The organism is Paracoccus sp. (in: a-proteobacteria), from assembly GCF_030538495.1.
Lineage (GTDB): Bacteria > Pseudomonadota > Alphaproteobacteria > Rhodobacterales > Rhodobacteraceae > Paracoccus.
Map to the genome: position 1 here is coordinate 91,257 of NZ_JAUNTW010000007.1, position 26,652 is coordinate 117,908.

Sequence of the window (26,652 nt, forward strand, 5' to 3'; positions counted from 1 at the left end):
CGTATCCTTCAGGAACGCGTCTTCATGGCACAGAGAGGTTTAACAGGCGGTTAACGCCGCCTGAAAATCAGCCGAAAAAAGCACCGAAACAATCAGCGCCGCGCGCGCATGGCGTCGGTGAACCGCTGGAACAGATACAGGCTGTCTTGGGGACCGGGCGCGGCTTCGGGGTGGTGCTGGACCGAAAAGACGGGGCGATCGGCCATGCGGATGCCGCAATTCGTGCCGTCAAACAGGCTGACATGGGTTTCAATCACGCCGTCCGGCAGGCTCTGACTGTCCACGGCAAAGCCATGATTCATCGACGTAATTTCGACCTTGCCGGTTTCCACATCGCGCACGGGATGGTTGGCGCCGTGATGGCCGTGGCCCATTTTCACCGTCTGCGCGCCCAGAGCCAGTGCCAGCATCTGATGCCCCAGACAGATGCCGAAAATCGGCAGATCGTGGTCCAGCAATTCGCGAATCATCGGCACGGCATAGTCGCCGGTTGCCGCCGGATCGCCGGGGCCGTTGGACAGGAACACGCCTTCGGGGGAATGGGCCAGCACCTCGGCCGCGGTTGCGGTTGCGGGCAGGACCATCACATCGGCCCCTGCGGACACCAGCGAACGCAAGATATTGCGTTTCGCGCCGTAATCCAGAGCCACAACCTTAAACGGTTTCGATTCGGGTGTCGTGCCGAAACCCTGACCCCATTCCCACGCGCCTTCGGTCCAGGGATAGCTTTGCGCGCAGGTCACCTGACGCGCCAGATCCAGTCCGACCAGCCCCGGCCATTCGGCGGCCTTGGCGCGCAGGGCGTCGGTGTCGAAATTGCCGTCAGGATCATGGGCCAGCACGACATGCGGCGCGCCCTGTTGGCGAATCGCGCGGGTCAGGCGGCGGGTGTCCACGCCGCCAATGCCGATGCGTCCGGTGCGGGTCATCCAATCGGACAGGTCCGCCGTGGCGCGCCAGTTCGACGGATCGGTCGGCGTCCAGCGGGTGACGATGCCGGAGGCGACGGGTTCGCGCGCCTCATCGTCTTCGGGCGTCACGCCGGTATTGCCGATATGGGGAAAGGTAAAGGTGACGATCTGGCTGGCATAGGACGGATCGGTCATGATTTCCTGATAACCGGTCATTGCGGTGTTAAACACCAATTCCGCCACCACCTGACCCGTGGCCCCAAAGCCCGTGCCGTAAAATACGGTTCCGTCGGCAAGCACAAGGCAGGCGGTCGGTTTACTGGCCATGTCGGCACCTCTGGTCTGAAGATCAGAGGGTGAATAGGGGGCCTACGCCCCAAGGTCAAGCCGCGCCTTGAAAAAGGGGCGGGCGGGACTTATCTCGGGCGCTTGTCAGCGAAAGGAAAGATCATGGACCTGCGCAGCACTCTGCAAGCCGCCACCAAAGACGCGATGAAGGCCAAAGACAGCGCCCGCCTGTCCACGCTGCGCCTGATCGGGGCCGCGATCAAGGACCGCGAAATCGCCGCTCGGGGCGGGGATGGCGACGGCGCGCTGACCGATGCCGATGTCATCGCGATTCTGTCGAAAATGGTTAAGCAACGCCAGGAATCGGCCCGCGCCTATGAAGAAGGCGGGCGGTTAGAGCTGGCCGAAAAAGAACAGGCCGAAATCGGCGTCATTCAGGAATTCCTGCCGCGTCAGATGGATAGCGCGGAAACCGACGCCGCGATTGATGCGGTCATCGCGGAACTGGGCGCAACCAGCGTGCGCGATATGGGCCGTGTGATGGGCGCGCTGAAGGAACGCTTTGCCGGGCAGATGGATTTTGGCGCAGCAGGCGCGGCGCTGAAAACGCGGCTGATGGGGTGAACCCCGCGCCGGTCTGATGCGTTAGCGGGCAGGAGGTAACCCATGTCCGCATCATCCAAAGCCCAACAACGCGCCGCCGGAGCCGCCCTGTCGGCCAAGCGCGGCGACACAAAGGTTAGCGATCTGCAAGGCGCATCCCGCGAGATGTATGACAGCATGACCGAATCGGAATTGGAAAAGCTGGCATCGACCAGCCATGACGATTTGCCCGAACGGTCGTAATTGGGAATAAGGGCGCCGGTTCAGGCGCCCTTCGTCATCAGAATGTCAGGTCGAAATGGTCGCCCATATCCGGTTTGCTGCCGGTGATTTTCGATTTGGCGATCTGATAGAGGAACGACAGGCTGCCGTTCGTCGCCCAAACTTCGGCCTCGGTCAGGGACAGTTTCAGCAGTTGCACATCGTCGTCCTGACGGCCATCTTCGAACCAGCTGGATGCAATGGCGTTCCACAATTCGTCCAGCTTTTCCTGATCATCGGACCGCGACAGGGTGCCGTGGATGCGGGCAAACAGCCCCTTGCCGCCGTCGCTGACGACGTGGATTGCCTCGTCCCCATTCGCCTGATTGGCCAGATCGGTGCCGGTGGCGGTGATAAACCACAGGGCGTTTTCGTCAGGATCGGCATAATGCGACATCGGCACCAAACGCGCGCCGTCGATAATGCCCAGCATCCCGGAATTGATCCCGTCCAGACGGTCCCAGAACAGTGTGTTGTTATCGGTCATGGTTAATTCCCCCTATGTCGCGTGACGCGACGTTCAGGGGATTAACAGACGGGCCACCGTGTGGTTCCGGTTTACACGGCCATTTTACCGGACCAGTCAGCCGCGCCTCACCAATTTACGCAGGCGGCGGCCGGGTTTCAGACGCGACCGCCACCACCGCAATCGACCTTTGAGCTTGGGCATGGGGATGCCCGCCGCCTCGGCGGCGTCGATGGCCCCGGCGGACAACACGCTGCCCGACCCGGCGGCGGCATACATCGTCATAATCATGCGATCACGGTTCTGACGCCACACCTCCATGTCAAAGGTGGTTTCAAAGCGATCGGCCATCCCCAATCCTTCAAGTGTCAGCAGGGTGCGCGCGCATTTGAAACAGGTGCCGCAATTGCGCAAGTCACTGCCGCTGAGGTCTATATCACCGACGCAGACATTCAGAAACTCGGGGGCTTTGGCGTAATTGGCAACGAGGCGGGTTTTTTCCGGGCGCGTGAGCGTCGCGCTGGTGCTGTGGATCCGCAGGCCGGGGGTGCTGATCAGCGGCAACAGAATTGGGTCCATAATGCCCAGATCATCAATTTTGCCGCCCGCGCCATTCAGCAGACGCGTGCTGGAGTAAGGTTCGCTGGAGGAATACAGATAATCCGTCAGCCGGCCTGACAGAAAATGCGCCGCCGCACCGTTGCGGACCGCATAGCTTTGAATAAACGTGATATTATGGACGCGCGACGCCACGTCGAAAAACGCATCCAGATTGCTGTGAACGAACAGCGTATTCAACCCGGTCACGGCGGCAAAACGATCCGCGCGGTCTTCGAACGCCGTGCGCAGCGACATGTCGCCACCCGCCAGATTCAGCGCGCCCACGTCAAAAACGGTCAAATCCGTCAGCTGCAACGGGCAATCGGGCGCGGTGAATTCGGCCACGGTGGCGAGGCTGTCGATCCCGGCGGAAAACCCGGTCGCCACACGACGCGGCCGGTCGGGGCGCGAAACCCGAGGCCGTCACCGTGATCCGCGACAGCCGGGGATCGTGCGATGTCAGCAGGAATTGCAGGTCGTTATTCGCATAATGCAACAATTCGGCGGAAATCGCGCCGTCGATATGCAGCGGCTCGGCCAGCATCATTGCGGGATAGATCAGCGCCAGCAAGACCCAGTCGCGGTTCGCCTCGATCACGGCATCCGCCTGATCCTGCGGGACTGAAAACTACAGCTGTTCGGGCAAGGCCGATTCGGCAATATCGGCCCAGATGGCGACACGCCCATCACGATCAACGCGGCGGAAATTTGAAACATTTACCATAATGAGACTCAACCAAAGACCAGCTGACGGCGATGTCGCACAAATACCCGCAAAAGAAAAGGCCGGGTCGCCCCGGCCATGATCTTAGTTCTTTTCTTCGATGATGGTCACCAGATGCGGGATCTTGTTGACCATACCGCGCACGGCGGGCGTGTCTTCCAGTTCGCGCGTGCGGTGCATCTTGTTCAGGCCCAGACCTTTCAGCGTTTCGCGCTGAATGGCGGGGCGGCGGATCGGAGAACCGATCTGCTTCACAACGATGGTTTTCGCCATAATCCTGTCTCCTTACGCTTCGACGGCGGCGTCAGCCGGCTTGTCGTTCGACGGCAGGATGTCGGCCACTTTCTTGCCGCGGCGCTGCGCGACCGAACGCGGGCTGGCGCCTTTTTTCAGGCCGTCCAGCGTGGCGCGAATCATGTTATACGGGTTCTGCGAACCCAGCGATTTCGACACAACATCCTGAACGCCCAGCATTTCGAACACGGCACGCATCGGACCACCAGCGATGATCCCGGTCCCCGGAACCGCGGTGCGCATCACAACGCGACCGGCGCCGTGGCGACCTTCGATGTCGTGGTGCAGGGTGCGGCCATCACGCAGCGGCACGCGAACCATGTTGCGTTTTGCCTGTTCGGTGGCTTTGCGAATCGCCTCGGGGACTTCCTTCGCTTTGCCTTTGCCAAAGCCGACACGGCCGCGCTGATCGCCAACAACCACCAGAGCAGCAAAGCCGAAACGCTTACCACCCTTAACGGTTTTCGACACACGGTTAATCGCGACCAGACGATCGGCGAATTCCGGGGTTTCTTCGCGCTCTTCGCGGCGACCCCGACGGTTTTCACGTTCTGCCATAAGGCATCCTTTCATGGTGGCGCGCATCGGCGCCGTTTTGTCCAATCCTGGTGGGTCAATGACCCCCGGATCATCGGGGGGGCGTTGCCGCCCCCCGCAAGATTAGAATTTCAGACCGCCTTCGCGGGCTGCATCGGCCAAAGCCTTGATTTTGCCGTGGAAGATGAAACCACCACGGTCAAACACGACTTCTTCAACGCCCGCTTGCTTTGCACGCTCGGCAATCGCCGTGCCGATTTTGGCAGCGGCTTCGACGTTGTTTTTCCCGACCAGACCAAAATCTTTCTCCAGCGTGCTGGCCGCGGCCAGCGTGACGCCGTTCAGATCGTCGATGATCTGAACCGAGATGTTTTTGGACGAACGGTGAACCGACATCCGCGGGCGGCCATTCGACATAGCCCGCAATTTGTTCCGCACGCGCAGGCGGCGCTTTTGGAACAGCTCTTGCTTTTTCAGTGCCATTTCTGCGCCCCTTACTTCTTCTTGCCTTCTTTGCGGAAGACAAACTCACCTTTATAGCGGATGCCCTTGCCTTTATACGGCTCGGGGCGGCGCCATTCGCGGATGTTTGCTGCCACTTGGCCGACCAGCTGCTGGTCGATGCCTTCGACGACGATTTCGGTCTGCTTGGGTGCCGTGATCGTCACGCCTTCGGGCGCTTCGAAGTTCACGTCGTGGCTGTAGCCCAGTGCCAGTTTCAGGGTTTTGCCCTGCATGGTGGCACGGTAACCAACACCCTGGATTTCCAGCTCTTTTTTGAAGCCTTCCGACACACCGACGGTCAGGTTTTCAATCATCGAGCGGGTCATCCCCCACTGCTGGCGCGCGCGCTTGGACTGGCCGCGCGGCTTGACGCTGACAGCGCCTTCTTCCAGCACCAGATCCACGTCATCGGTCGCGGTAAAGCTGCGCGAGCCTTTAGGGCCTTTGACCTCAATGGTCTGGCCCTTGATCTCGGCCGTCACGCCTTTCGGCAGTTCGACAGGCCGTTTACCAATACGAGACATTGCGGCCCCCTTAGAATACGGTGCAGAGGACTTCGCCGCCAACATTGGCGTTGCGAGCCGCTGCATCCGACATGACGCCTTTCGGCGTGGACACGATCGAGACACCCAGACCCTGGCGGACCTGCGGAATTTCCTTGGCGCCGGCATACACACGACGGCCCGGCTTGGACACGCGCGACAATTCGCGGATGACCGGCTGGCCTTCGAAGTATTTCAGGCTGATTTCCAGTTCCTTATGGCCGGTGGCCACAGTCACTTCTTCATAGCCGCGGATGTAACCTTCGGCTTTCAGCACATCCAGCACCCAGGCGCGCAGCTTGGAAGCGGGGGTGCGAACGGTCGATTTGCCGCGCATCTGTGCGTTGCGGATGCGGGTCAGCATATCGCCGAGAGGATCGTTCATCGACATGTTTGCCCCCTTACCAGCTGGATTTGACCATGCCGGGGATCTGACCGAACGAGCCAAGCTCGCGCAGCATGATCCGCGACAGTTTCAGTTTGCGGTAATACGCATGCGGACGACCCGTCAGTTGGCAACGGTTGTGCAGGCGCGTTTCCGACGAATTGCGCGGCAGGTCGGCCAGCTTCAGCGTGGCTTTGAACCGCTCTTCCATCGGACGGGACTGGTCTTTGATGATCTCGTTCAGGGCAGCGCGCTTGGCTGCGTATTTCTGAACCAGACGTTCGCGCTTTTTCTCGCGCTCGATCATGGATTTTTTAGCCATATCTCTTTCCCCTGCGATCAGCTGTTGAACGGCATGTTGAACAGCTTCAACAGCGACTTCGCTTCCGCATCGGTTTGTGCGGTGGTGCAGATGATGATGTCCATGCCCAGAACTTCGTCAACTTTATCAAAGTTGATTTCCGGGAACACGATGTGTTCTTTCAAACCCATCGCATAGTTGCCACGACCATCGAACGAGGTGCCTTTCACGCCACGGAAGTCGCGGACGCGCGGCAGCGCGACGTTGATCAGGCGATCCAGGAATTCATACATGCGGTCACCGCGCAGGGTCACTTTGGTGCCAAGCGGCATTTCCTCACGCACGCGGAAGCCGGCGATCGACTTTTTCGCATGGGTGATGACTGCTTTCTGGCCAGCGATCTGCGACAATTCTTCGGCGGCCTGTTTCACCTTTTTGGTGTCTTTCACAGCTTCGCCGACACCCATGTTCAGGACGATTTTGTCCAGACGCGGGATTTGCATGTCGTTTTTGTAACCGAACTCTTCTTTCAGAGCGGCGCGGATCTGGTCGCGATACTGCGAACGCAGACGCGGGGTGTATTTTGCGGTATCCAGCATCAGATCACGTCCCCCGTGGTTTTGGCGAAACGCACCTTTTTGCCGTCTTCTTCGCGGAAGCCGACGCGGGTTGCTTTGCCGTTTTTGTCCAGCAGGGCCAGATTCGACAGGTCGATCGGCATTGCCTTGGGCAGACGGCCGCCTTGGGTCGTTTGCGTCTGGCGCTGGTGGCGGATTGCGACGTTGATGCCGTCCACGATGGCTTTGTTGTCCTTGGGCATGACGGCGGTGATTTCGCCTTCTTTGCCTTTGTCCTTGCCGGTCAGAACGACGACTTTATCGCCTTTTTTCAGCTTGGCAGCCATCACAGCACCTCCGGTGCAAGCGAGATGATCTTCATGAAGTTCTTCGCACGCAATTCGCGCACGACCGGCCCGAAAATACGGGTGCCGACCGGTTCGCCCTGATTGTTCAGGATGACGGCGGCGTTGCGGTCAAAGCGGATCGAGGTGCCGTCTTCACGGTTCACTTCTTTTGCGGTCCGAACGACCACGGCCTTACGGACGTCGCCTTTCTTCACGCGGCCCCGCGGAATGGCTTCCTTGACGGACACGACAATGATGTCGCCCACCGACGCATAGCGACGGTGCGAACCACCCAGGACCTTGATGCACTGAACCCGGCGAGCGCCGGAGTTGTCAGCAACATCCAGATTGGTCTGCATCTGGATCATTTGGTTTCTCCCGACCTTTGGGGACCGGCCTATCCGGCCCCAGGGTTTCGATCATTTCTGATCAGTTCTGATGGACTTATGCCGAAGCAGCTTCGTCCGTCAGGACAGTCCAGCGTTTCGTTTTCGAGATCGGCGCACATTCGACGATGCGAACGGTGTCACCCACCTTGAACTGGTTTTCCGCGTCATGTGCGCGGTATTTTTTCGACGAACGGACGGTTTTGTGCAGCAGCGGGTGCTTAAAACGGCGTTCAACCAGAACGGTGACGGTCTGGTCGTTTTTGTCCGAGGTCACGGTGCCTTGCAGGATGCGTTTGGGCATAGTGAAGGCTCCTTAGTTTGCGGCAGCGGCTTCCGCCGCTTTTTGGTTCAGAATCGTTTTCACGCGGGCGACGTCACGACGGACGGCGCGCATACGTGCCGTGCCTTCCAATTGGCCGGTGGCCTGTTGGAAGCGCAGGTTAAACGCCTCTTTCTTCAGGGCAACCAGTTGATCTTTCAACTGGTCAGGGGTCTTAGACCGCAGTTCTTTGGCGTCCATGACGCGTTTTCCTTTCAACATCACCGGCAGGCCCCGTGTTGCACGGGCCACCCTGATTCCGGTGGAGTTCACATGAAGGCTTGGCAATTACCCCCGGTTGCAACGAATTGCAAGCGAAAATCGCAGCAAATGCCGGGCTTTTTCATCCTGACGCGAATATCCCCGATCACGCGCGTTGACAACCGCGCCGGTTCCGCGACACTGCCCCTGTCTTTGCCGGAGCGTCCCATGCGTCTTATTCCCCTTATCTGCGCGGCTTGCCTGACCGCGCTGCCCGCCGCGGGTTTTGACCTGACCAGCACCATCAACGGGATGCACGCCGTCAAACTGGACCAGCTGAACCCCAATCCCAGCGGATTGGCCGACGAATGTTCGGGCCGCGCCATCACCGACTACGCGACCCAAGGCGGGCAGATGGTGTATGACGCCGGTTGGGTGGTGCAATCGGAATTGGTCGTGAACGGGCTAAGCGTGGTCAGCTATGCCAGTGCGCTGCGGCCCATGGCGGGCGCCCCCTGCGCGGTCGACGACGGCCATCTGGCGATCTTTCGCGGCCGCAGCCTGTTGGGCTTTTACCTGACCGACCCGACCATGATCTATCCCGATGGCAGCCCGCTGGAACAGGTGGGCGCATTGGAACAGGTCGGCCCCGATGTGGTCCGCGTCTCTGCGGGCGGTCCCTATCTGACGCCGTTTGCGGATCTGCATATCGACGCGACCGGCGCGCGGCTGACCGAAATCGCCACATTAACAACGGTCTGCGGCGACCGGCAGGTGCCGAATATCTATGGCCAGCCGATCCTTAACGCGCGCGCGGCGCTGGCCGAAGCCGGCTGGCACCCCGTCGCGCAAACCCCCGCCCCCCATGCCGACCCTTTCTTCGCCACCCATAACATCACCGAGGTCAGCGACTGCGCCGGCACCGGCATGGGCTATTGCGGCTTTACCTATGACGATTCGTCGGGCAACCGGCTGACGGTCACAACCGGCGGCGACCGCCCGGAATACGCGCCCGTCCTCAGCACCCGCGCCGACTGCGCAAACTAAACGCCGCGCCCTTTCATCTTGGCGCAAATATCCCGGGGGTCCGGGGGCTGGCCCCCGGCCGCTATCCCCTTTGACCCGCCCGCGCATCATGTTACACACCCTTCAAACCCAGCCATAAGGAAACCGGGCCATGAAATTCTTTGTTGATACCGCTGATGTGGACGCCATCCGTGAACTGAATGATCTGGGCATGGTGGACGGGGTGACGACGAACCCGTCGCTGATCCTGAAATCGGGCCGCGACATTACCGAAGTCACCCGCGAAATCTGCGACATGGTGGACGGTCCCGTCAGCGCCGAGGTTGTGGCGAACTCCGCCGATGACATGATCCGCGAAGGCAAAATTCTGGCCAAAATCGCGGAAAACATCACGATCAAGGTTCCTCTGACCTGGGACGGGCTGCGGGCCTGCCGCGCGCTGTCGGATGAAGGGCATATGGTCAATGTGACGCTGTGTTTTTCTGCCGCGCAGGCGATCTTGGCGGCCAAAGCGGGCGCGACCTTTATCAGCCCCTTTATCGGGCGTCTGGACGACATTCATCTGGACGGGATGGAGCTGATCGCCGACATCCGCGACATTTACGACAATTACGGTTATGAAACGGAAATTCTGGCCGCGTCGATCCGCAATGTGAACCACATCGTTCAGGCGGGCCGCATTGGCGCCGATGTCATCACCGCCCCCCCGGCTGTGATCAAAGCGATGGCCACCCATCCCCTGACCGACAAAGGGCTGGAGCAATTCAACGCCGACTGGGCCAAAACCGGCCAGAAAATCGGCTGATGACCACGCCCAGGCTGGACGCGGAAACGCGCGACAAACTGCTGGCCGATCCGTCGGCCATTCTGGCGGATCGGGACTTGATGCGCGTGCTGGTTGCCGCGCATGAGGCCGATCTGGGCGATAACGTCATCGACATCCGCGGGCGGGCGATGCAGGCCTTGGAAAACCGGCTGGATCGTCTGGAATCCGCGCATGAAAGCGTGATTGCCGCCGCCTATGACAACCAATCCGGCACGGCGGTGATTCATCGCGCGGTGATCGGGCTGCTGGAAACGGTGGATCTGGCCGATCTGACCCATGCGTTGCAGGCCGATATTGCACCGCTTTTGCGGGTGGAAACGCTGCGGCTGGTGGTGGAATCGGAACCCGTCATGCCGCATCTGCCGGGCGACGTGTTCATCACCCCCGAAGGCGCGATCGACCGCATGGTGTCCGCCGGCAGGCGCGCGCCGCGGGGCGATGATATTGTGCTGCGTCCGGCCTCGCCCATCACGCAGCCCATCCACGGCACCCCCGTCGCGTCCGAGGCGTTGCTGCCGCTGGATCTGGGCGCCCGCCGTCCGCGCGCCATGATGCTGATGGGCAGCACCGACCCGCGCCGGTTCATGCCCGCGCATGGCACGGATTTGTTGCGCTTTTTCGCGCAGGTGTTCCGTCTGGTGCTGCTGTCGCGGCTGCGGGCGTGACCGACGCGCCGCTGGCTCTGTCGCCCGCCATGTCGGACGCGGTGGCGCGGTGGCTGGACGCGCAGGCCGCCGCCCGCGATCTGTCGCGGCACACGATCACGGCCTATCAGGCGGATGTGCTGGCCTTTCTGGGGTTTTTGGGCGGGTATCACGGGCAGGCGGCGACTCCGGCATCGTTGGGTGGGTTGGTGCAGGCCGATATGCGCGCCTTTGCCGCCGAGGAACGCCGCCGGGGTTTGGGCGCGCGGTCGCTGGCGCGGCGTCAATCGGCGGTGCGCAGTTTTCTGCGGTGGATGTCGGATCGGCAGGGCTATGACCTGTCCGCCGCGCTGTCGGCGCGCAGCCCGAAATATGCGCGCGGGTTGCCTCGGCCTCTGACGCCGGAACAGGCGCAGGACACGCTGGATCAGGTCGCCGCGCTGCACCCCGAGCCGTGGATCGCTGCGCGCGATATGGCGGTTCTGACGCTGCTGTGGGCCTGCGGGTTGCGCATATCCGAGGCCTTGGCCCTGACCGGCGCTGACTGGCCGTTTCGCGATGCGTTAACCATTCGCGGCAAAGGCGGACGCGAACGGCAGGTGCCGGTTTTGCCGGTCGCGCGCGATGCTGTGGCGGATTATTTGCGGCTGTCCCCGTGGCCCCTGACCCGCGCGGCACCCCTGTTTCGGGCCGCGAGGGGGGGCGCGCTGTATGCGGGCGCGATTGACGGCGCGATGGCGCGCGCCCGTGCGGCGCTGGGCTTGCCCGCAACCGCCACGCCCCACGCCCTGCGCCACAGTTTCGCCACGCATCTGCTGGCCAGCGGCGGCGATTTACGCACGATTCAGGAATTGCTGGGCCATGCCAGCCTGTCCACGACTCAGGTCTATACCGGCGTGGATGATGCGCGGCTGATGGCGGTCTATCGCGCGGCGCATCCACGCGGATAGGGTGATTCCCGCCGATTTTGGGCGGTGTTGCGCGGCGTTCGCTGGGGGTGTTGCGTGGGGTTAAGCGGTTGTTATCACGGATTAATGCGGCGTTAATCCCGCAACCCCAGATTTAGTAATTGACTTGGCGAACGCCCCAAGATAGAAAACACCCATGCTGGAACAGGTGGGCAAGCGGCCGGGGTCATCCCCTTGGGCCGCTTTTTTCATACCGAAAGCCCGTGCGGACAGGACACGAGGCGGAACAGTTTGCATGAACGATTTGACACCGGAACGGCCCTTTGGGGCCGAAGGACCATTCATGGCCGCAAAGGCCACAGCATGCAGGGATAACCGCGACCCGATTTGCCCGGCAGAGGCATTGGCGGTCGCCGAGGGGCTTTTCTGGTCCTATGTGCGGGACTTGAAAAGCCACGAAGCCGCGCTGGAAACGCGGCACGCGGGCGATATAGACCCCGCAGAACTGAAAGCAGCGATCAACAGCGCCAAAGGCGTGCGCGAGGCGTTGCATCTGATGATGGCGGAAAGGAACAAAGTTGACAAACTGCGCAAAGATATTGCCGGGGGCGTCGGCGGGGGCGGATTGGACCTTGACGACGCACGCCATGAAATCGGGCGCCGGTTGGCTTGCCTGCGCCGCGCCGGAACAGGTTGACGCCTTTCTGGGCGAGCTGTCGGAAAACGCGTTGATGGCGCTGCCGTGGCTGTTTGAATTCTGGGCGCTGCCGCATCAATTGCCGCCCGAAGGTGACTGGAAAAGTTGGGTCATCATGGGCGGGCGCGGTGCGGGGAAAACCCGCGCCGGGTCCGAATGGGTGCGCCGCATGGTCGAAGGACCGACCGCCGCCGCGCCGGGGAAATGCCACCGGGTCGCGTTGGTGGGCGAAACATTCGACCAGGTGCGCGAGGTGATGGTGTTCGGCGAAAGCGGCATTATCGCCTGTTCTCCGCCCGACCGTCGCCCGGTCTGGGAAGCCGGGCGGCGGCGGCTGGTCTGGGCGAATGGCGCGACGGCCACGGTTTACAGCGCGCATGAGCCTGAATCGCTGCGCGGCCCGCAATTCGATGCGGCCTGGGCGGATGAATTGGCCAAGTGGAAAAAGGCCGATGAGGTCTGGGACATGCTGCAATTCGCGCTGCGTCTGGGCGATCATCCGCAGCAGGTCATCACGACTACGCCGCGCAATGTCGGCGTCTTGAAGCGTATTCTGGACAATGCCAGCACGGTGATGACCCACGCACCGACCGAGGCCAACCGCGCCTATCTGGCGGAAAGTTTCCTGACCGAGGTTCAGGCGCGTTATGCCGGGACTCGGCTCGGGCGGCAGGAATTGGACGGGGTGCTGCTGGAGGATGTCGAAGGCGCGCTGTGGACCACGGCGATGTTAGAGGCGGCACGGGTGGATCGCGCGCCGGTTCTGGATCGGGTCGTGGTGGCGGTCGATCCGGCGGTCAGTTCGGGCGCGGCGTCGGATGAATGTGGCATCGTGGTGGCCGGTGTCGTCACACAGGGCGAGCCGCGCGACTGGCGCGCCTATGTTCTGGAGGATGCGACCATCCGCGGCGGGCCGACCGACTGGGCGCGCGCCGCGATTGCCGCGATGGACCGCCACGGCGCTGAAAAGCTGGTCGCCGAGGTGAACCAAGGCGGCGATCTGGTCGAACAGGTCATCCGGCAGGTGGACCCTTTGGTTCCGTTCCGCGCGTTGCGGGCGTCGCGGGGCAAGGGGCTGCGGGCCGAACCCGTCGCGGCGCTGTATGAACAGGGGCGCGTGCGGCATCTGCGCGGCGGGGCCTTGGGCGCGTTAGAGGATCAGATGTGCCGCATGACCGTTCGCGGATATGAGGGGCGCGGCAGTCCCGACCGTCTGGATGCGCTGGTCTGGGCGCTGCATGAGTTGATGATTGAACCGGCGGCGGGGTGGCGGCGTCCTCAGATGCGGCGGTTGTAGGGGGCTTTCGGGGGATGGCGCCGGGGGCCAGCCCCCGGACCCCCGGGATATTTCTGCACAGAAGATAGACAGGCCGGCCCGGATTTGGAGCGGGCGTTCGACGGGATATGTTCGCTCAGCAGATAGGCGGGTCAGCCTTCGTTGCTGCGGGGGTTCACAGGTAAGAAATGCAGGGCTGCCCCGTGGGGCGGCCTTTTTTCATGACAAAAGGGGGCGCGGATGGCGTTTCGATTGTTTGGGGGCGCGGGGAAGGCTGCGCCGGTGCCTGAGGTTAAGGCCAGTGCCTCGGGGAAGATTGCGGCGATGGCGGCGGGGGTTGGGCGTCCGGTCTGGATGGCGCGCGATACGGGCAGCCTGACCCGCGGCGGGTTTATGGGCAATCCGGTGGGGTTCCGGTCGGTCAAGCTGATTGCCGAAGCCGCGGCGGCGGTGCCGTTGATCTGTGGTGACCGGGATCATCGGTTTGACTGTCATCCGGTGATTGATCTGCTGCGTCGTCCCAATGCCGGGCAGGGCCGGGCCGAGTTGTTCGAGGCGCTGTTTGGGCAGATGCTGTTGTCCGGGAATGGCTATCTGGAGGCCGTCGGCGTGTCGGATGCCGGTTTGCCCGAAGAACTGCATGTGCTGCGGTCGGACCGGATGAGCATTGTTCCCGGCGCGGATGGCTGGCCGGTGGCCTATGACTATGCCGTTGGGGGGCGCAAGCATCGGTTTGATATGACCGGCAGCCCCGACCCGATTTGCCACATCAAGAGCTTTCACCCGCAGGATGACCATTATGGCTTGTCGCCCATGCAGGCGGCGGCGGTGGCGTTGGATGTGCATAACAGCGCCAGTCATTGGTCCAAGGCGTTGCTGGATAACGCCGCGCGTCCCAGCGGGGCCATCGTCTATCGCGGTGTTGATGGGCATGGCACCTTGTCGCCCGAACAATATGACCGGCTGGTCGGTGAGATTGAAACCAACCACCAAGGCGCGCGCAATGCGGGCCGTCCGATGTTGTTGGAAGGGGGCCTGGACTGGAAGCCCATGGGGTTCAGCCCCTCGGATATGGAGTTTCACGCCACCAAGCTGGCGGCGGCGCGGGAAATTGCGTTGGCCTTTGGCGTGCCGCCGATGCTGTTGGGAATCCCTGGCGATGCGACCTATGCCAATTATGCCGAGGCGCATCGGGCGTTTTACCGCCTGACGGTGTTGCCGCTGGTGACGCGGGTTGCCGCATCCGTCGCGTGGTGGCTGTCGGAACATATGGGGGCCGAGGTCGAACTGCGCCCCGATCCCGACCAGATCCCCGCGCTGTCGGCCGAACGCGATCAGTTGTGGAAGCGCGTCACCGATGCGCAATTCCTGACCGATGCCGAAAAGCGCGCGCTGTTGGGGCTGGCCCCCGTGGCCGAGGTGTAACGTGGAGGGGTCGCGTTTCATCAAAGACGGCTGGCACGATCAGCGGTTCGACGTTCAGGAACGCATCATGGCGCTGCAATTTGGCACCGTGGAAAAGCGGCTGGAACGCATCGAAACCCTGATCGAACGGCTGGAAAAGCGGCTATGGATGACGGTTTACGGCGTGGTTGCCGTGATCCTGACCCAAGCCGTGCAAGGTATTTTGGAATTTGCGCCGAAAGGAGGCTGACAGATGGTTCCGGGGCTTGAGGTGAAATTTACGGGCGGCGCGCCGGTCTTGACCGATGGGCAGGTGATTGAAGGCTATGCCAGCCTGTTCGGGCTGACCGATCAGGGCGGCGATGCCGTCGCGCCGGGGGCGTTCCGCGCCAGCCTGGACCGGCTGGCGGCCAAGGGGGACAAGGTGCGGATGCTGTGGCAGCATGACCCGACCCGCCCGATTGGCGTCTGGGATGACATCCGCGAAGACGCCAAGGGGTTGTGGGTGCGCGGGCGGTTGCTGCCCGATGTGGCGCAGGCCCGCGAGGCGGCGGCGCTGATAGCCGCGGGCGCCATCGAAGGGCTGTCCATCGGATACCGCACCATCCGCGCGGAACGTGACCCGCAGGGCCGCCGCAAACTGATCGAGGTGGATCTGTGGGAGGTGTCGCTGGTCACGTTCCCCATGCTGCCCGAGGCCAAAGTGGGCCGCAAACACACCGATGACCTGCGCGACATCACCGCGCTGTTCACCGCCGCCACGCAGGCTTTGCGCGGCAACTGATCCGGCGCATCTGCGCCAACGGATTTCGGGGGCGCTGACCCCCGAAAATGGGGGCCAACCGCCCCGCAATCGCGATGAGGAGAAGACCATGACCGAGGTGAAAACCACGGCCGGCGGCGATGTGCCTGCCGATCTGAAGGGGGCCATGATGGGGTTCGTCAGCGAACTCAAGGGCTTTCAGAACGACATTCAGCAAAAACTTAACGCACAGGAACAGCGTATGACCATGATCGACCGTAAAACCGCCCTGCGTAACCGCGCCCCTCTGTCCACCGTCGCGGAAACCGAAGTGCCGCATCAAAAGGCGTTCAACGCCTATCTGCGGTCGGGCAATGATGACGGGCTGCGCGGTCTGGCGATCGAGGAAAAGGGCCTGACGGTCGCCAGCGACGGCGGTTTTCTGGCCGCGCCGCAGGTGTCGGATGCGGTGCAAAGCGTGCTGCATAACGGCGCGTCGCTGCGCAAGCTGGCCAATGTCGTGACCATCGAAAGCAGCGTTTACGAAGTGCTGGTGGACAAGGACAGCCTGGGTGCGGGCTGGGCGACCGAAGCGGCGGCAACGGAAACCGCGTCGGGCGGTGTGGAACGCATCAGCATCCCGGTTCACGAATTGTCGGCCATGCCCAAGGCCAGCCAGCGTCTGCTGGATGATGCCGCGTTTGATGTGGAAAGCTGGCTGGCCGAACGCATCGCGGATCGTTTCGCCCGCGCCGAGGCGGCGGCGTTTATCAATGGCGACGGCACCGACAAGCCGCGCGGGATTTTGAAATACCCGGTTGCTCCGGCGGCGACGGCCACCAATGCGCAGGTGGGTTTTGTGAAAACCGGGCGTTCCGCCGATTTTCTGGCGACGGCTCCGGCGGATTGTCTGATCGACCTGATCTATGCGCTGCCAGCCGAATACCGCGCAAACGCAGCGTTCATCATGAACAGCAAAACCGCCGCCCGCGTGCGCAAGATGAAGGACAGCGAAGGTCGTTTCCTGTGGACGGACGCGCTGACCGCCGGTCAGGAACCGCAATTGCTGGGCTATCCGGTGCTGATTTCCGAAGACATGCCGGATATTGGCGCGTCGTCTCTGTCGATTGCGTTCGGGGATTTCCATTCGGCCTATACCATTGCCGAGCGCCCCGATCTGCGCGTGCTGCGTGATCCCTTCAGCGCCAAACCGCATGTTCTGTTCTATGCCACCAAGCGCGTGGGCGGCGGCGTGACGGATTTCCGCGCGGTCAAGCTGCTGCAATTCGCCGCCTGATCCTGACGGGACGGTGAAGGGGGACGCGCCGTGCGGGGCATACCAGCTTGCACTGTCCGCACGGGCTTATGGTCTGCGGCGGCGCGTCCCTTTCGCCATCACTCGGTCCGGGTTCGGGCCGGTTTTTCCACGTTGCGGACAGCAGGACGGGAGGTTCGCGAAATGATGCTGATTGAGGAAACCACACCAGCGGCCGAGGCGCTGCCGGTCGCCCGGCTGCGTGCGCATCTGCGGTTGGGGGCGGGTTTCGACACCCCCGAGGATCAGGCCGAAACCGACGCGCTGGCCGCGTTTTTACGCGCGGCCATGTCGATGATCGAGGCGCGCACCGGCAAGGTGTTGTTAACGCGCCGGTTTCGGATGCAGATTGACGACTGGCGCGATCGGTTGGGGCAGCCCTTGCCGCTGGCGCCGGTTCATTCGGTGGATGCGATCGAGATTGACGACGGGGACGGGCGCATCACCGCGCTGCCCCCGGCAAGCTGGCGGATGCTGCCCGACAGCCAGAGGCCCATGATTTTGCCCGCGGGCGTCATTTTCCCGCATGTGCCGCGCCGGGGGTCGGTGACGGTCACCTTCACGGCGGGGTTTGGCGCGACGTGGGACGCGGTTCCCGCCGATCTGGCGCAGGCGGTCATCATGCTGGCCGCGCGGTATTACGAAGATCGGGCCTTTGACGGGCAGGTCGGTGCGTTGCCGTTCGGCGTCAGCGCGCTGATCGAAAAATGGCGCGCGGTCAGGACGTTGGCCGGAAGGGGGGCGCGGCGATGAGCGTGCCGAACCCGAATGTCCGGCTGGCGCTGGAACAGATGGACCGTCAGCCCGACGGCATGGGCGGTTTCACCGTGAGCTGGCGGCGGCTGGGCTGGATCTGGGCGGAAATGGTGGCGCGGACGCCGCGTGATACGGGATCGACGCTGGCCATTGGTCCGGCGGTTCGGTGGCACATCCTGACCCGCGCCGCGCGGGCCGGTGATCCGCGCCGCCCCGTTCCCGGTCAGCGCCTGCGCCACGGGCAACGCCTGTTCCGCATCGACGCCGTGGCCGAAACCGACCGCGCCGGTCACTGGCTGACCATCCACGCCCAAGAGGAGACAAAACCATGAGTTACGCAGCAGCCGTTGCGCTGCAAACGGCGGTTTGGCAGCAATTGCGAACGGACGCCACGCTGGCACATCTGGTCGGTGACGCGGTCTATGACGCGATGCCGGTGGACGCGCCGGGGGGTGTTTACGTCGCGCTTGGCCCCGAAGATGTGCGCGATGCGGGCGATATGACCGCGCGGGGCGCGCAGCATGATTTTGTGGTCTCGGTCTCGTCCGGGGTGGATGACGGGGCCGAAGGGTTTGCCCGCATCAAGGCCGCAGCCGTGGCCGTCACGGACGCGCTGGATCAGGGCGCGCTTGAATTGGGGCGCGGGCATCTGGTCGGGCTGTGGTTCCTGCGCGCGCGGGCGCGTCGGGTGGAAAAAGGCGGCGCGCGGCAGGTCGATCTGACCTTTCGCGCGCGCATTGACCTGAACTGAGGAGACAGAACATGGCGGCACAAAACGGGCGCGATCTGCTGATCAAAATGGACATGACCGGCGACGGCAGTTTCACCACGATTGCCGGGCTGCGGTCCACGCGGATCAGTTTCAACGCCGATACGGTGGACGTGACAAATATCGACAGCGAAGGCGGCTGGCGCGAATTGTTGGGCGGTGCGGGGGTTCGCAGCGCATCGGTATCGGGGTCGGGCGTGTTCCGCGACGCCGATACGGACGGGCGGGCGCGTCAGGTGTTCTTTGACGGGGAAACTCCGCGTTTGCAGGTGATTATCCCCGATTTCGGGCGTCTGGAAGGCCCGTTCCAGATCACCGGGCTGGAATATTCCGGCAGCTATAACGGCGAAGCGACCTATGAGATGTCGATGGCATCGGCGGGCGCCATCACCTTTACGGCGCTGTGATGGTCAATCCGCATCGAGGAGAGGTTCAGGTCATCCTGAACGGTCAGCCGCATGTCGCGCGGCTGACCTTGGGGGCTTTGGCCGAATTGGAAACCGAATTGCAGGCCGACGGTTTTCTGGCGCTGGCGCAGCGGTTTGAAACCGGCCGCATCAGCAGCCGCGATGTGCTGGCGGTTCTGGTCGCGGGTCTGCGCGGCGCGGGTTGGCAGGGGGCGGCTGCGGATTTGTTCACGGCCGATATTGGCGGCGGTCCGGTGGGGGCGGCGCGTGCGGCGGCGGAATTGCTGGCGCGCGCGTTTCACGGTGCGTCGTGATGGGCGCGCCGTGACGGGCGGGCTGGATTGGCCCGGTCTGATGCGGGTGGGGATGGGGGCGCTGCGCCTGCATCCCGATCAGTTCTGGACGCTGACCCCCGCCGAATTGGCGCTGATGGTCGGCATTGAACCCGGCGGTCCTGCGATGATGACGCGCGACCGGCTGGCCGAATTGGCCGCGCGTTTCCCGGACGCCGGGTGAAAGGATAACACATGGTGATGGACGAACGCCGGAGCATTGACCGGCTGGATGACGACTGGACCCAAAGCAGCCGCATGGTGTCCGAATTTGAAAACGAACTGGCCCGGATGCGGCAATCCATGATCTGGACCACGCGCGAGGTGGGCAACCTGACCCACGGGATCGAAGGGGGGCTGCGTCGTGCCTTTGACGGGTTGGTGTTTGACGGGGCGAAACTGTCGGACGCGCTGATCGGGGTGGGGCGCAGCATCGCGGATACGGTTTATTCCATTGCGATGAAGCCGGTGCAAAACGCTGTGGCCGGGGCGGTCGCGGGGGGCATCGCCAATCTGTATCCCGTGGCGGAAAACGCGTTTACGCAAAGCCGCGTCGTGCCGTTTGCCAAGGGCGGCGTGGTGTCTCAGCCGGTGCATTTCCCGATGAAGGGCGCCACCGGCCTGATGGGCGAAGCCGGACCCGAGGCGATCATGCCGCTGCGCCGTGGCGCGGATGGGCGGCTGGGCGTGGCAGCGGCGGGCGGGCCTGCGCCGGTCAATGTCACCATCAATGTCTCGACCCCGGATGTGGCCGGGTTTCAACGCAGCCAGTCGCAGATCGCGGCGCAGATGTCGCGTGTTTTGGCGCGCGGCGATCGTAACGCATAGGGGGCGCGTATGGCTTTTCACGAGGTTCGGTTTCCGGCGAATTTGTCCTTTGGGTCGATGGGTGGCCCGGAACGCCGGACGGAAATTGTCACGCTGGCCAGCGGGTTCGAGGAACGCAACACCCCTTGGGCGCATCCCAGGCGGCGGTTCGATGCGGGCGTGGGGCTGCGATCGCTGGATGATGTCGCCGCCGTCATCGCGTTCTTTGAGGCGCGGGCCGGGCAGTTGCACGGCTTCCGCTGGAAAGATTGGAGCGATTACAAAAGCTGTCTGCCGTCGCGCGTGCCGGGCTTTGACGATCAGATCATCGGGGTGGGCGACGGGCAGACGGTGACCTTTGCGATCAGCAAAGGCTACGCATCGGGTGCCGCTGAATATCGGCGTCCGGTCGTCAAACCCGTGCGCGGCACCGTGGTTGCGGGCGTGGGGGGCGATGAAATGACCTTTGACCAGCATTTCAGCGTTGATGATCAGCGCGGGGTGATCACGTTTTCTGAGCCGCCCGAGGTTGGCGCCCCCGTCACAGCCGGCTTTGAATTTGACGTGCCGGTGCGGTTCGACACGGACCGCATCGCGGTGTCGGTGGCGTCCTTCAACGCCGGTCAGGTTCCGCAGATTCCCGTGGTTGAGGTGCGCGTATGACCGTCACAACGAACGCCCGCGCTTGGGCGATCCGGCGTCAGGATGGGGTGACGTTAGGATTCACCGATCACGACGCGGCGCTGCATTTCGACGGCATCGCGTTTCGCCCCGATCAGGGGATGACCGCGCGCGCCTTGGTTCAGGCCGCCGGTCTGTCCGTGGACAACACCGAGGCCGAGGGCGCGTTAAACGACGACGCCATCACCGAACGCGACATTCTGGCCGGTCGCTGGGACGATGCGGAATTGCGGATGTGGGATGTGGATTGGACCGATCCCGTCCGCCGCCGCCTGATGTTTCGCGGATCGCTGGGCGAGGTGACGCGCCTCAACGGGGCGTTCCGGGCGGAACTGCGCGGGCTGTCGGAACCGCTGAACCTGCCGCAGGGGCGGGCGTTTCACCCCGGTTGCGCGGCCCGTTTGGGCGATGCGGCGTGCGGGGTGGATGTCACAAACCCCGCGTTTTTCTGTGATCTGGCGGTGCAGACGCATGATGACGGGCGGGTGTTTGATTTCACCGGCTTTCCGGCCTTTGACGCGCATTGGTTTGAACATGGCCGCGTGGTCGTTCTGTCGGGCGCGGCGCAGGGTCTGCACGCGGCGGTCAAGAATGATGAGGCCCGGCCGGGCGGCGCACGTCGGGTCGAATTGTGGCAGGGTTTGGGTATTCTGCCCGCGCCCGGCGACCAGCTGCGTCTGATCGCGGGATGTGACAAACGCGCCGCAACCTGTCGGCTGAAGTTCAGCAACATGCTGAATTTTCGCGGCTTTCCGCATCTGCCGCCCGAAGATTGGCTGATGGCCCCACAGATCGGGGGCAAGCATGGGTGATCGGGTTGTTGCCTTGGCGCGCGATTGGATTGGGACGCCTTACGTTCATCAGGCCAGTGCGCGGGGTGCGGGCTGCGATTGTCTGGGCCTGATCCGTGGCGTGTGGCGGGGCTTATATGGCGCGGACCCCGAACCTGCGCCGGATTATTCCCCCGATTGGGGCGAATGTTCCGGGGATGAGGTGTTACTGCGCGCCATGACCCGGCATTTCCCGCGCGTGGATGACGGCCCGCATCGGCCGGGGCAGGTGCTGCTGTTTCGGATGCAGGCGGGGGCGATTGCGAAACATCTGGGCATCGTCGTGCCGGGCAATCGGTTCATCCACGCCTATTCCGGGCATGGGGTGATTGACAGCCCTCTGACCTTGCCATGGCGGAACCGTGTGGTCGCGCGGTTCCGTTTTCCCTGATTTCTGAAAGGAGGCCGCGATGGCTACGATCGTATTATCCGCAATCGGCGCGTCGATTGGTTCGGGCTTTGGCGGCACGGTGCTGGGCCTGTCGGGCGCGGTCATTGGCCGCGCGGTTGGTGCCACCGTGGGCCGCGTGATCGACCAGCGTTTGCTGGGCGGCGGCGCGCGTGCGGTCGAAACCGGGCGCGTTGACCGGATGCGTCTGCAAACCGCGGGCGAGGGGATGGCTCTGCCGCGTATCTGGGGGCAGATGCGCCTGCCGGGGCATGTCATCTGGGCGTCGGACCTGACCGAGGTATCCCGCCGCGAAACCATGGGCGGCGGCAAGGGCGCGCCGCGCACCAATGTGGATCACATCAGCTATCGCCTGTCGGTCGCCATGGCGCTGTGCGAAGGCACGATCCTTGGCGTCGGGCGCGTCTGGGCGGATGGCGAAGAAATCCCCGCATCGGATTTGAATATGCGGGTTTACAATGGCGGCGATGACCAGATGCCCGATCCCGCCATTGCGGCGGTCGAAGGGGACGCCGCCCCGGCCTATCGCGGCGTGGCCTATGTCGTGATCGAGGGGCTGCATCTGGAACGCTGGGGCAACCGGATGCCGCAATTGTCGTTCGAGGTGACCTGCCCCGCGCAGGACGGCAGCGGATTGCCCCGTGACGTGCGCGCAGTCGCGTTGATCCCCGGCACGGGCGAATATTCGCTGGCGACAACGCCGGTGAATGAACGCATGGATTTGGGGGAATCGCGGTCGTTCAACGTCAACAGCCCGATGGGCGGCACGGATTTTTCGGCGTCGTTGGAGACACTGGGCCGTGAATTGCCGAACGCGAAATCGGTGTCGGTTATCGTGTCGTGGTTTGGTGATGACCTGCGCATCAATCAATGCACGGTGCGCCCTAAGGTTGAACATATCGCCGTTGACGGCGCCGAAATGCCGTGGCGTGCGGGCGGGATCACGCGGTCCGAGGCGCATGAGGTGGCGCAGGTGGACGGGCGCCCGATCTATGGCGGCACGCCCGCGGATCAATCGGTGCTTGAGGCGATGCGCGCGATTATTGCGTCGGGGAAAAAGGCGATTTTCTATCCCTTTATCCTGATGGAACAGATCGCGGGCAATGGGCGCGCAAATCCGTGGGGGCCGGGCGAACAGCCGGTAATGCCGTGGCGCGGGCGTGTGACGACCAGCATCGCGCCGGGGCGTGAGGGGTCGCCGGATGGCCATGCCGCCGCTGCGGCCGAGGTGGCGCAGTTTTTCGGCACCGCGCAGGTCAGCGATTTCACCCGCGACGGCGATCAGGTTCGTTATCACGGGCCGGATGAATGGTCGTATCGCCGCTTTATCCTGCATTACGCGCATCTGTGCGCGGCGGTTGGGGGCTTGGACAGTTTTCTGATCGGGTCGGAAATGGTCGCCATGACGCAGATTAGGGGGGCGGGGAACAGCTATCCCGCCGTCGCCGAACTGTGCCGTCTGGCCGCCGATGTGCGCCAGATTTTGGGGCCGGATGTCAAAATCAGCTATGCGTCGGATTGGTCGGAATATTTCGGCCATCATCCGGGGAATGGCGAATTGTTCTTTCATCTGGACCCGTTATGGGCGGATGAAAATGTCGATTTTATCGGCATTGATAATTACATGCCCTTGTCCGATTGGCGGGATGGGGATGCGCATCTGGATGCCGGGTTCGGGCGGATCGACAACCCCGATTATCTGCGCGGCAATGTCTGCGGGGGTGAGGGGTTCGATTGGTTCTATGCCAGCGATACTGAGCGTGACGCACAACGCCGCACGCCGATCACGGATGGTTATTATGACGAAGCGTGGGTCTGGCGTTACAAAGACATCCGCGCCTGGTGGGAAAACCTGCATTACAACCGTCCGGGCGGCGTGCGTGACGATCAGGCAACCGCATGGGTTCCGGGGTCAAAGCCCATTTGGTTCACGGAATTGGGCTGCGCGGCTCTGGATAAGGCCACCAACCAGCCGAACAAATTTCTGGACGCCATGAGTTCGGAAAGCACCCTGCCGCATTATTCCAACGGAACGCGGGATGATGCGATTCAGGCGGCCTATATCGCGGCGGTCATGGATTACTGGCGCGACGGGGCGAACAACCCGGCCATGCCGGACGGGCGGCGGATGGTGGATGTCGAACGCGCGCATCTGTGGTGTTGGGATGCGCGGCCCTTTCCGGCGTTTCCGGCGCGGCGGGATTTGTGGTCGGACGGTCCCGCTTGGGATCGCGGGCATTGGCTGAATGGTCGGGCGGGGGCGGTGTCGCTGCGCGCCGTGGTGGGCGATATTTGCCGCCGCGCGGGTGTGGCTGATTTCGACACCAGCCAGATTTCGGGCGTGGTGCGCGGCTTTGCTCTGACCGGGAATGACACCGGGCGGGCGGCGTTGCAGCCGCTGATGTTGGCGCATGGGTTCGATGCGGTGGAACGTGACGGCGTGTTGCGGTTCATCGCGCGCGACGGGCTGGCGCGGGCCACCATCGGACCGGATGATCTGGCGCTTGCCGATGGGGTCACGGGGTTTGAAACCGTGCGCGCGCCGGATGCCCAGATCGCCGGACGGCTGCGGTTAACGCATGTCGAGGCCGGCGCGGATTACGGCGCGGCAACGGCGGCGGGGTCGCTGCCCGATCACAGGCAGGACAGCATTTCCGACAGCGAATTCGCCATGTCTCTGACCCGGGCCGAGGGCCGCGCCATTATCGAACGCTGGCTGGCCGAGGCGGCGATTTCCCGCGATACCGCGCGTTTTGCGGTGCCGCCGTCGCGGGCGGATTTGGGGCCGGGGGATGTGGTGCGCGTGGCGATGCCGGACCTGCCCGCGCAACGCTGGCGGATTGATCGGGTGGAACGCGCGGGCGCGATCACGATTGACGCGGTGCGGGTCGAACCCGGCGCCTATACCCCGTCGCTGCGCCATGATGAGGATACGGCGATCCGGCGGTTTGTGCCTCCGTTACCGGTGTTTCCGGTGTTTCTGGACCTGCCGCTGCTGCGCGGGGACGAAGACCCGGCGGCCCCCTATCTGGCGGTGACGGCGCGGCCTTGGCCGGGATCGGTTGCGGCCTATGTGTCGGATGATGCGGGGGGTGGGTTTGACCACAACCTGCATCTGGATCAGGCGGCGGTGATTGGGCGGACGCTGAACGATCTGTCGCGCGCGCGCCCCGGCGTTCTGGACCGTGGCGCGCCGTTAAAGGTGCGTCTGCGCGCGGGGGCGCTGTCATCGGTCACGCAGCGCGCGATGCTGTCGGGGCGCAACCTGCTGGCCATCGGCACGGGCGATCTGACCGGGTGGGAGGTGATGCAATTCACCCGCGCCGAACTGGTCGCCCCGGATGTGTGGGACATCAGCGGACGTCTGCGCGGGCAGGCGGGGACGGATGCCGACATGCCCGATCTGTGGCCCAAGGGCAGCCTGATTGTGCTGATCGACAGCGCCATGCGTCAGGTTTCCTTGCCGCCATCGGCACGCGGTCAGGAACGGTTCTGGCGGATCGGTCCGGCAATGCGTGCGCCCGATGATGCCAGCTATCGCGCCCGCAAAACGGTGGCGCGGGGGATGGGGTTGCGGCCCTATGCGCCGTGTCATCTGCGGCTGGATGGGCGGCGCATCCATTGGGTGCGGCGCACGCGGGTTGATGGCGACGGCTGGGACGGTCTGGATGTGCCGCTGGGTGAGGCGCGCGAAACCTATCTGATCCGTTTGCGTCAGGGGGATCGCGTGGTTCATCAGGCGACCGTCACCCGGCCTGAACACATCATCCCGTCCGGCATCAGCGGCCCGGTCGAGATCGAGGTTGCGCAACTGTCCGAAACCTTCGGGCAGGGGCCTTTTGTCAAAGGAGAGTTCCATGTCGAATGACACCTTGCGGCTGCAATTGCCGCTGATTCAGGCCGCGCAGGCGCAAAAGCATGTGACGGTGAATGAATCGCTGATGCGGTTGGATGGGATGGTGAATCTGGTCCTGAACAGCGTCACGGTGACGGCTCCGCCCGATGGCGTGATCGACGGGCAATGCTGGGCGGTGCCGGTAGGCGCGTCGGGCGATTGGTCGGGCAAGGCCGGTCAGATCGCGATTGGCAGCAATGGCGGCTGGGCGTATCTGGCCCCGCAGCCGGGGATGCGGGCGTTCATCGCGGATCAGGGCGTCGGTGCGATTTTCGACGGTGCGGATTGGGCCATCGGCGCGCTGACGCTGGGGCAGGGCGGTTCGGGCATGATCGCCGCATTGGCCGAAGGCGATGTGACCATCACCCCCGGTGCGACGGTCCGAACGGGCGTGATGATCCCGGCGGGGGCCATGGTGATCGGCGCGGTTGCGCGCGTCACCACGGCGATCACCGGCAGCGCCGCCACCTGGCGGATGGGGACAGAGGACGGCACCGACCGGTTCGGCAACGGTCTGGGCAAGGCGCGTCAGTCTTGGGCGCGGGGGATGCTGGGCAGTCCGATGACCTATTACGCGCCCTCTGAGCTGATCCTGACGGCCGAGGGTGGCACATTTACCGCCGGTCAGGTCAAGGTCGCCGTGCATTGGTGGGAGATGCGTTTGCCGCAATAACGCATCGCAATAACGCCCGGCCCGCC

The 26,652-nt window shown here is 63.4% G+C and carries 39 protein-coding genes; 24 read left to right on the forward strand and 15 right to left on the reverse strand.

All coding sequences use genetic code 11. The features are described from left to right. Positions 1-92 precede the first annotated feature (92 nt). Complete coding sequence (gene carA / locus Q4G20_RS08460; RefSeq protein ID WP_303342994.1) at positions 93-1,238, reverse strand: glutamine-hydrolyzing carbamoyl-phosphate synthase small subunit; 1,146 nt, start codon at positions 1,236-1,238, stop codon at positions 93-95. Between the two features lie 123 nt (positions 1,239-1,361). Here carA and Q4G20_RS08465 point away from each other — a divergent pair, with 123 nt between their 5' ends. Together Q4G20_RS08465 and Q4G20_RS08470 are read left to right on the forward strand one after the other, a co-directional pair. Beyond that, positions 1,362-1,823, forward strand: coding sequence for a GatB/YqeY domain-containing protein (locus Q4G20_RS08465; RefSeq protein ID WP_303342995.1), 462 nt, complete (start codon positions 1,362-1,364; stop codon positions 1,821-1,823). A 42-nt stretch (positions 1,824-1,865) separates the two neighbouring features. Further along, the gene (locus Q4G20_RS08470; RefSeq protein WP_303342996.1) at positions 1,866-2,045 is read left to right on the forward strand and encodes a DUF3008 family protein; all 180 of its coding nucleotides are present in this window, start codon (positions 1,866-1,868) and stop codon (positions 2,043-2,045) included. 37 nt (positions 2,046-2,082) lie between these two features. Here the strand turns inward: Q4G20_RS08470 and Q4G20_RS08475 are convergent, their stop codons facing one another. The 14 genes from Q4G20_RS08475 to rpmC form a co-directional block, all read right to left on the reverse strand. After that, the gene (locus tag Q4G20_RS08475; protein ID WP_303342997.1) at positions 2,083-2,550 is read right to left on the reverse strand and encodes a pyridoxamine 5'-phosphate oxidase family protein; all 468 of its coding nucleotides are present in this window, start codon (positions 2,548-2,550) and stop codon (positions 2,083-2,085) included. A gap of 96 nt (positions 2,551-2,646) precedes the next feature. Further along, positions 2,647-3,516, reverse strand: a complete 870-nt coding sequence (locus tag Q4G20_RS08480) for a hypothetical protein (protein WP_303342998.1) — start codon at positions 3,514-3,516, stop codon at positions 2,647-2,649. After that, positions 3,416-3,727, reverse strand: a complete 312-nt coding sequence (locus tag Q4G20_RS08485) for a hypothetical protein (protein WP_303342999.1) — start codon at positions 3,725-3,727, stop codon at positions 3,416-3,418. The genes Q4G20_RS08480 and Q4G20_RS08485 overlap by 101 nt, the downstream gene beginning before the upstream one ends. A gap of 210 nt (positions 3,728-3,937) precedes the next feature. Then, positions 3,938-4,126, reverse strand: coding sequence for a 50S ribosomal protein L30 (gene rpmD / locus Q4G20_RS08490; protein WP_303343000.1), 189 nt, complete (start codon positions 4,124-4,126; stop codon positions 3,938-3,940). Between the two features lie 12 nt (positions 4,127-4,138). Then, the gene (gene rpsE, locus Q4G20_RS08495) at positions 4,139-4,705 is read right to left on the reverse strand and encodes a 30S ribosomal protein S5 (RefSeq protein ID WP_303343002.1); all 567 of its coding nucleotides are present in this window, start codon (positions 4,703-4,705) and stop codon (positions 4,139-4,141) included. A 102-nt stretch (positions 4,706-4,807) separates the two neighbouring features. Next, the gene (gene rplR / locus Q4G20_RS08500) at positions 4,808-5,167 is read right to left on the reverse strand and encodes a 50S ribosomal protein L18 (protein ID WP_303343003.1); all 360 of its coding nucleotides are present in this window, start codon (positions 5,165-5,167) and stop codon (positions 4,808-4,810) included. Positions 5,168-5,178: 11 nt separating this feature from the next. Then, on the reverse strand, positions 5,179-5,712 hold the full coding sequence (gene rplF / locus Q4G20_RS08505; protein WP_303343004.1) for a 50S ribosomal protein L6: 534 nt from the start codon (positions 5,710-5,712) through the stop codon (positions 5,179-5,181). Between the two features lie 10 nt (positions 5,713-5,722). Beyond that, positions 5,723-6,121: a 30S ribosomal protein S8 gene (gene rpsH / locus Q4G20_RS08510; protein ID WP_303343005.1), complete on the reverse strand. Its 399-nt coding sequence runs from the start codon at positions 6,119-6,121 to the stop codon at positions 5,723-5,725. A 10-nt stretch (positions 6,122-6,131) separates the two neighbouring features. Next, the gene (gene rpsN / locus Q4G20_RS08515; protein WP_303343006.1) at positions 6,132-6,437 is read right to left on the reverse strand and encodes a 30S ribosomal protein S14; all 306 of its coding nucleotides are present in this window, start codon (positions 6,435-6,437) and stop codon (positions 6,132-6,134) included. Positions 6,438-6,454: 17 nt separating this feature from the next. Further along, on the reverse strand, positions 6,455-7,015 hold the full coding sequence (gene rplE / locus Q4G20_RS08520; RefSeq protein WP_303343007.1) for a 50S ribosomal protein L5: 561 nt from the start codon (positions 7,013-7,015) through the stop codon (positions 6,455-6,457). Beyond that, positions 7,015-7,320: a 50S ribosomal protein L24 gene (gene rplX, locus Q4G20_RS08525; protein WP_303343008.1), complete on the reverse strand. Its 306-nt coding sequence runs from the start codon at positions 7,318-7,320 to the stop codon at positions 7,015-7,017. Before rplX ends, rplE begins: the two co-directional genes overlap by 1 nt. After that, entirely contained in the window at positions 7,320-7,688 is a 369-nt protein-coding gene (rplN, locus tag Q4G20_RS08530; RefSeq protein WP_022708219.1) for a 50S ribosomal protein L14, read from the reverse strand. Before rplN ends, rplX begins: the two co-directional genes overlap by 1 nt. A 76-nt stretch (positions 7,689-7,764) precedes the next feature. Next, positions 7,765-8,010 (reverse strand): 30S ribosomal protein S17, encoded by a 246-nt coding sequence (rpsQ, locus tag Q4G20_RS08535; RefSeq protein WP_303343011.1) that lies wholly within the window; start codon positions 8,008-8,010, stop codon positions 7,765-7,767. Positions 8,011-8,022: 12 nt separating this feature from the next. Further along, complete coding sequence (gene rpmC, locus Q4G20_RS08540; protein ID WP_303343012.1) at positions 8,023-8,229, reverse strand: 50S ribosomal protein L29; 207 nt, start codon at positions 8,227-8,229, stop codon at positions 8,023-8,025. Between the two features lie 228 nt (positions 8,230-8,457). Here rpmC and Q4G20_RS08545 point away from each other — a divergent pair, with 228 nt between their 5' ends. The 22 genes from Q4G20_RS08545 to Q4G20_RS08650 all read left to right on the forward strand — a co-directional run bounded on the left by Q4G20_RS08545 (position 8,458) and on the right by Q4G20_RS08650 (position 26,626). Next, a complete protein-coding gene (locus Q4G20_RS08545) occupies positions 8,458-9,276 on the forward strand; it encodes a hypothetical protein (RefSeq protein WP_303343014.1) in 819 nt (272 codons plus the stop codon). Positions 9,277-9,406: 130 nt separating this feature from the next. Further along, positions 9,407-10,060: a fructose-6-phosphate aldolase gene (gene fsa, locus Q4G20_RS08550; protein ID WP_303343015.1), complete on the forward strand. Its 654-nt coding sequence runs from the start codon at positions 9,407-9,409 to the stop codon at positions 10,058-10,060. Beyond that, entirely contained in the window at positions 10,060-10,746 is a 687-nt protein-coding gene (locus tag Q4G20_RS08555; protein WP_303343016.1) for a DUF484 family protein, read from the forward strand. The genes fsa and Q4G20_RS08555 overlap by 1 nt, the downstream gene beginning before the upstream one ends. 29 nt (positions 10,747-10,775) lie before the next feature. Beyond that, the gene (locus tag Q4G20_RS08560; RefSeq protein ID WP_303343095.1) at positions 10,776-11,675 is read left to right on the forward strand and encodes a tyrosine recombinase XerC; all 900 of its coding nucleotides are present in this window, start codon (positions 10,776-10,778) and stop codon (positions 11,673-11,675) included. A gap of 301 nt (positions 11,676-11,976) precedes the next feature. After that, entirely contained in the window at positions 11,977-12,330 is a 354-nt protein-coding gene (locus tag Q4G20_RS08565) for a permease (RefSeq protein ID WP_303343017.1), read from the forward strand. After that, positions 12,281-13,627: a DNA-packaging protein gene (locus Q4G20_RS08570; protein WP_303343096.1), complete on the forward strand. Its 1,347-nt coding sequence runs from the start codon at positions 12,281-12,283 to the stop codon at positions 13,625-13,627. The genes Q4G20_RS08565 and Q4G20_RS08570 overlap by 50 nt, the downstream gene beginning before the upstream one ends. A 219-nt stretch (positions 13,628-13,846) precedes the next feature. Next, complete coding sequence (locus Q4G20_RS08575) at positions 13,847-15,031, forward strand: phage portal protein (RefSeq protein WP_303343018.1); 1,185 nt, start codon at positions 13,847-13,849, stop codon at positions 15,029-15,031. Between the two features lies 1 nt (position 15,032). Then, positions 15,033-15,260: a hypothetical protein gene (locus tag Q4G20_RS08580; RefSeq protein ID WP_303343019.1), complete on the forward strand. Its 228-nt coding sequence runs from the start codon at positions 15,033-15,035 to the stop codon at positions 15,258-15,260. Between the two features lie 3 nt (positions 15,261-15,263). Then, positions 15,264-15,794: an HK97 family phage prohead protease gene (locus tag Q4G20_RS08585; protein WP_303343020.1), complete on the forward strand. Its 531-nt coding sequence runs from the start codon at positions 15,264-15,266 to the stop codon at positions 15,792-15,794. Between the two features lie 88 nt (positions 15,795-15,882). Beyond that, positions 15,883-17,049: a phage major capsid protein gene (locus tag Q4G20_RS08590; RefSeq protein WP_303343021.1), complete on the forward strand. Its 1,167-nt coding sequence runs from the start codon at positions 15,883-15,885 to the stop codon at positions 17,047-17,049. 162 nt (positions 17,050-17,211) lie between these two features. Then, positions 17,212-17,820: a hypothetical protein gene (locus tag Q4G20_RS08595; protein WP_303343022.1), complete on the forward strand. Its 609-nt coding sequence runs from the start codon at positions 17,212-17,214 to the stop codon at positions 17,818-17,820. Next, on the forward strand, positions 17,817-18,155 hold the full coding sequence (locus Q4G20_RS08600; protein WP_303343024.1) for a head-tail adaptor protein: 339 nt from the start codon (positions 17,817-17,819) through the stop codon (positions 18,153-18,155). The genes Q4G20_RS08595 and Q4G20_RS08600 overlap by 4 nt, the downstream gene beginning before the upstream one ends. Then, positions 18,152-18,574, forward strand: coding sequence for a DUF3168 domain-containing protein (locus Q4G20_RS08605; RefSeq protein WP_303343025.1), 423 nt, complete (start codon positions 18,152-18,154; stop codon positions 18,572-18,574). The genes Q4G20_RS08600 and Q4G20_RS08605 overlap by 4 nt, the downstream gene beginning before the upstream one ends. Positions 18,575-18,585: 11 nt before the next feature. Next, positions 18,586-18,999 carry a phage major tail protein, TP901-1 family gene (locus Q4G20_RS08610; RefSeq protein ID WP_303343026.1) on the forward strand — a complete coding sequence of 138 codons (414 nt, stop codon included), beginning with the start codon at positions 18,586-18,588 and terminating at the stop codon, positions 18,997-18,999. Continuing rightward, on the forward strand, positions 18,999-19,313 hold the full coding sequence (locus Q4G20_RS08615) for a gene transfer agent family protein (RefSeq protein WP_303343027.1): 315 nt from the start codon (positions 18,999-19,001) through the stop codon (positions 19,311-19,313). The genes Q4G20_RS08610 and Q4G20_RS08615 overlap by 1 nt, the downstream gene beginning before the upstream one ends. Positions 19,314-19,323: 10 nt before the next feature. Then, on the forward strand, positions 19,324-19,515 hold the full coding sequence (locus Q4G20_RS08620; RefSeq protein WP_303343029.1) for a rcc01693 family protein: 192 nt from the start codon (positions 19,324-19,326) through the stop codon (positions 19,513-19,515). A gap of 17 nt (positions 19,516-19,532) precedes the next feature. After that, positions 19,533-20,159 carry a phage tail tape measure protein gene (locus tag Q4G20_RS08625; RefSeq protein WP_303343097.1) on the forward strand — a complete coding sequence of 209 codons (627 nt, stop codon included), beginning with the start codon at positions 19,533-19,535 and terminating at the stop codon, positions 20,157-20,159. Between the two features lie 9 nt (positions 20,160-20,168). Continuing rightward, a complete protein-coding gene (locus Q4G20_RS08630; protein ID WP_303343030.1) occupies positions 20,169-20,801 on the forward strand; it encodes a DUF2460 domain-containing protein in 633 nt (210 codons plus the stop codon). Further along, complete coding sequence (locus Q4G20_RS08635; RefSeq protein WP_303343031.1) at positions 20,798-21,631, forward strand: DUF2163 domain-containing protein; 834 nt, start codon at positions 20,798-20,800, stop codon at positions 21,629-21,631. Before Q4G20_RS08630 ends, Q4G20_RS08635 begins: the two co-directional genes overlap by 4 nt. Then, on the forward strand, positions 21,624-22,040 hold the full coding sequence (locus tag Q4G20_RS08640) for an NlpC/P60 family protein (RefSeq protein ID WP_303343032.1): 417 nt from the start codon (positions 21,624-21,626) through the stop codon (positions 22,038-22,040). Before Q4G20_RS08635 ends, Q4G20_RS08640 begins: the two co-directional genes overlap by 8 nt. A 19-nt stretch (positions 22,041-22,059) precedes the next feature. Continuing rightward, on the forward strand, positions 22,060-25,926 hold the full coding sequence (locus Q4G20_RS08645) for a glycoside hydrolase TIM-barrel-like domain-containing protein (RefSeq protein ID WP_303343033.1): 3,867 nt from the start codon (positions 22,060-22,062) through the stop codon (positions 25,924-25,926). Then, positions 25,916-26,626 carry a DUF2793 domain-containing protein gene (locus Q4G20_RS08650; protein WP_303343034.1) on the forward strand — a complete coding sequence of 237 codons (711 nt, stop codon included), beginning with the start codon at positions 25,916-25,918 and terminating at the stop codon, positions 26,624-26,626. Before Q4G20_RS08645 ends, Q4G20_RS08650 begins: the two co-directional genes overlap by 11 nt. Positions 26,627-26,652 lie beyond the last annotated feature (26 nt).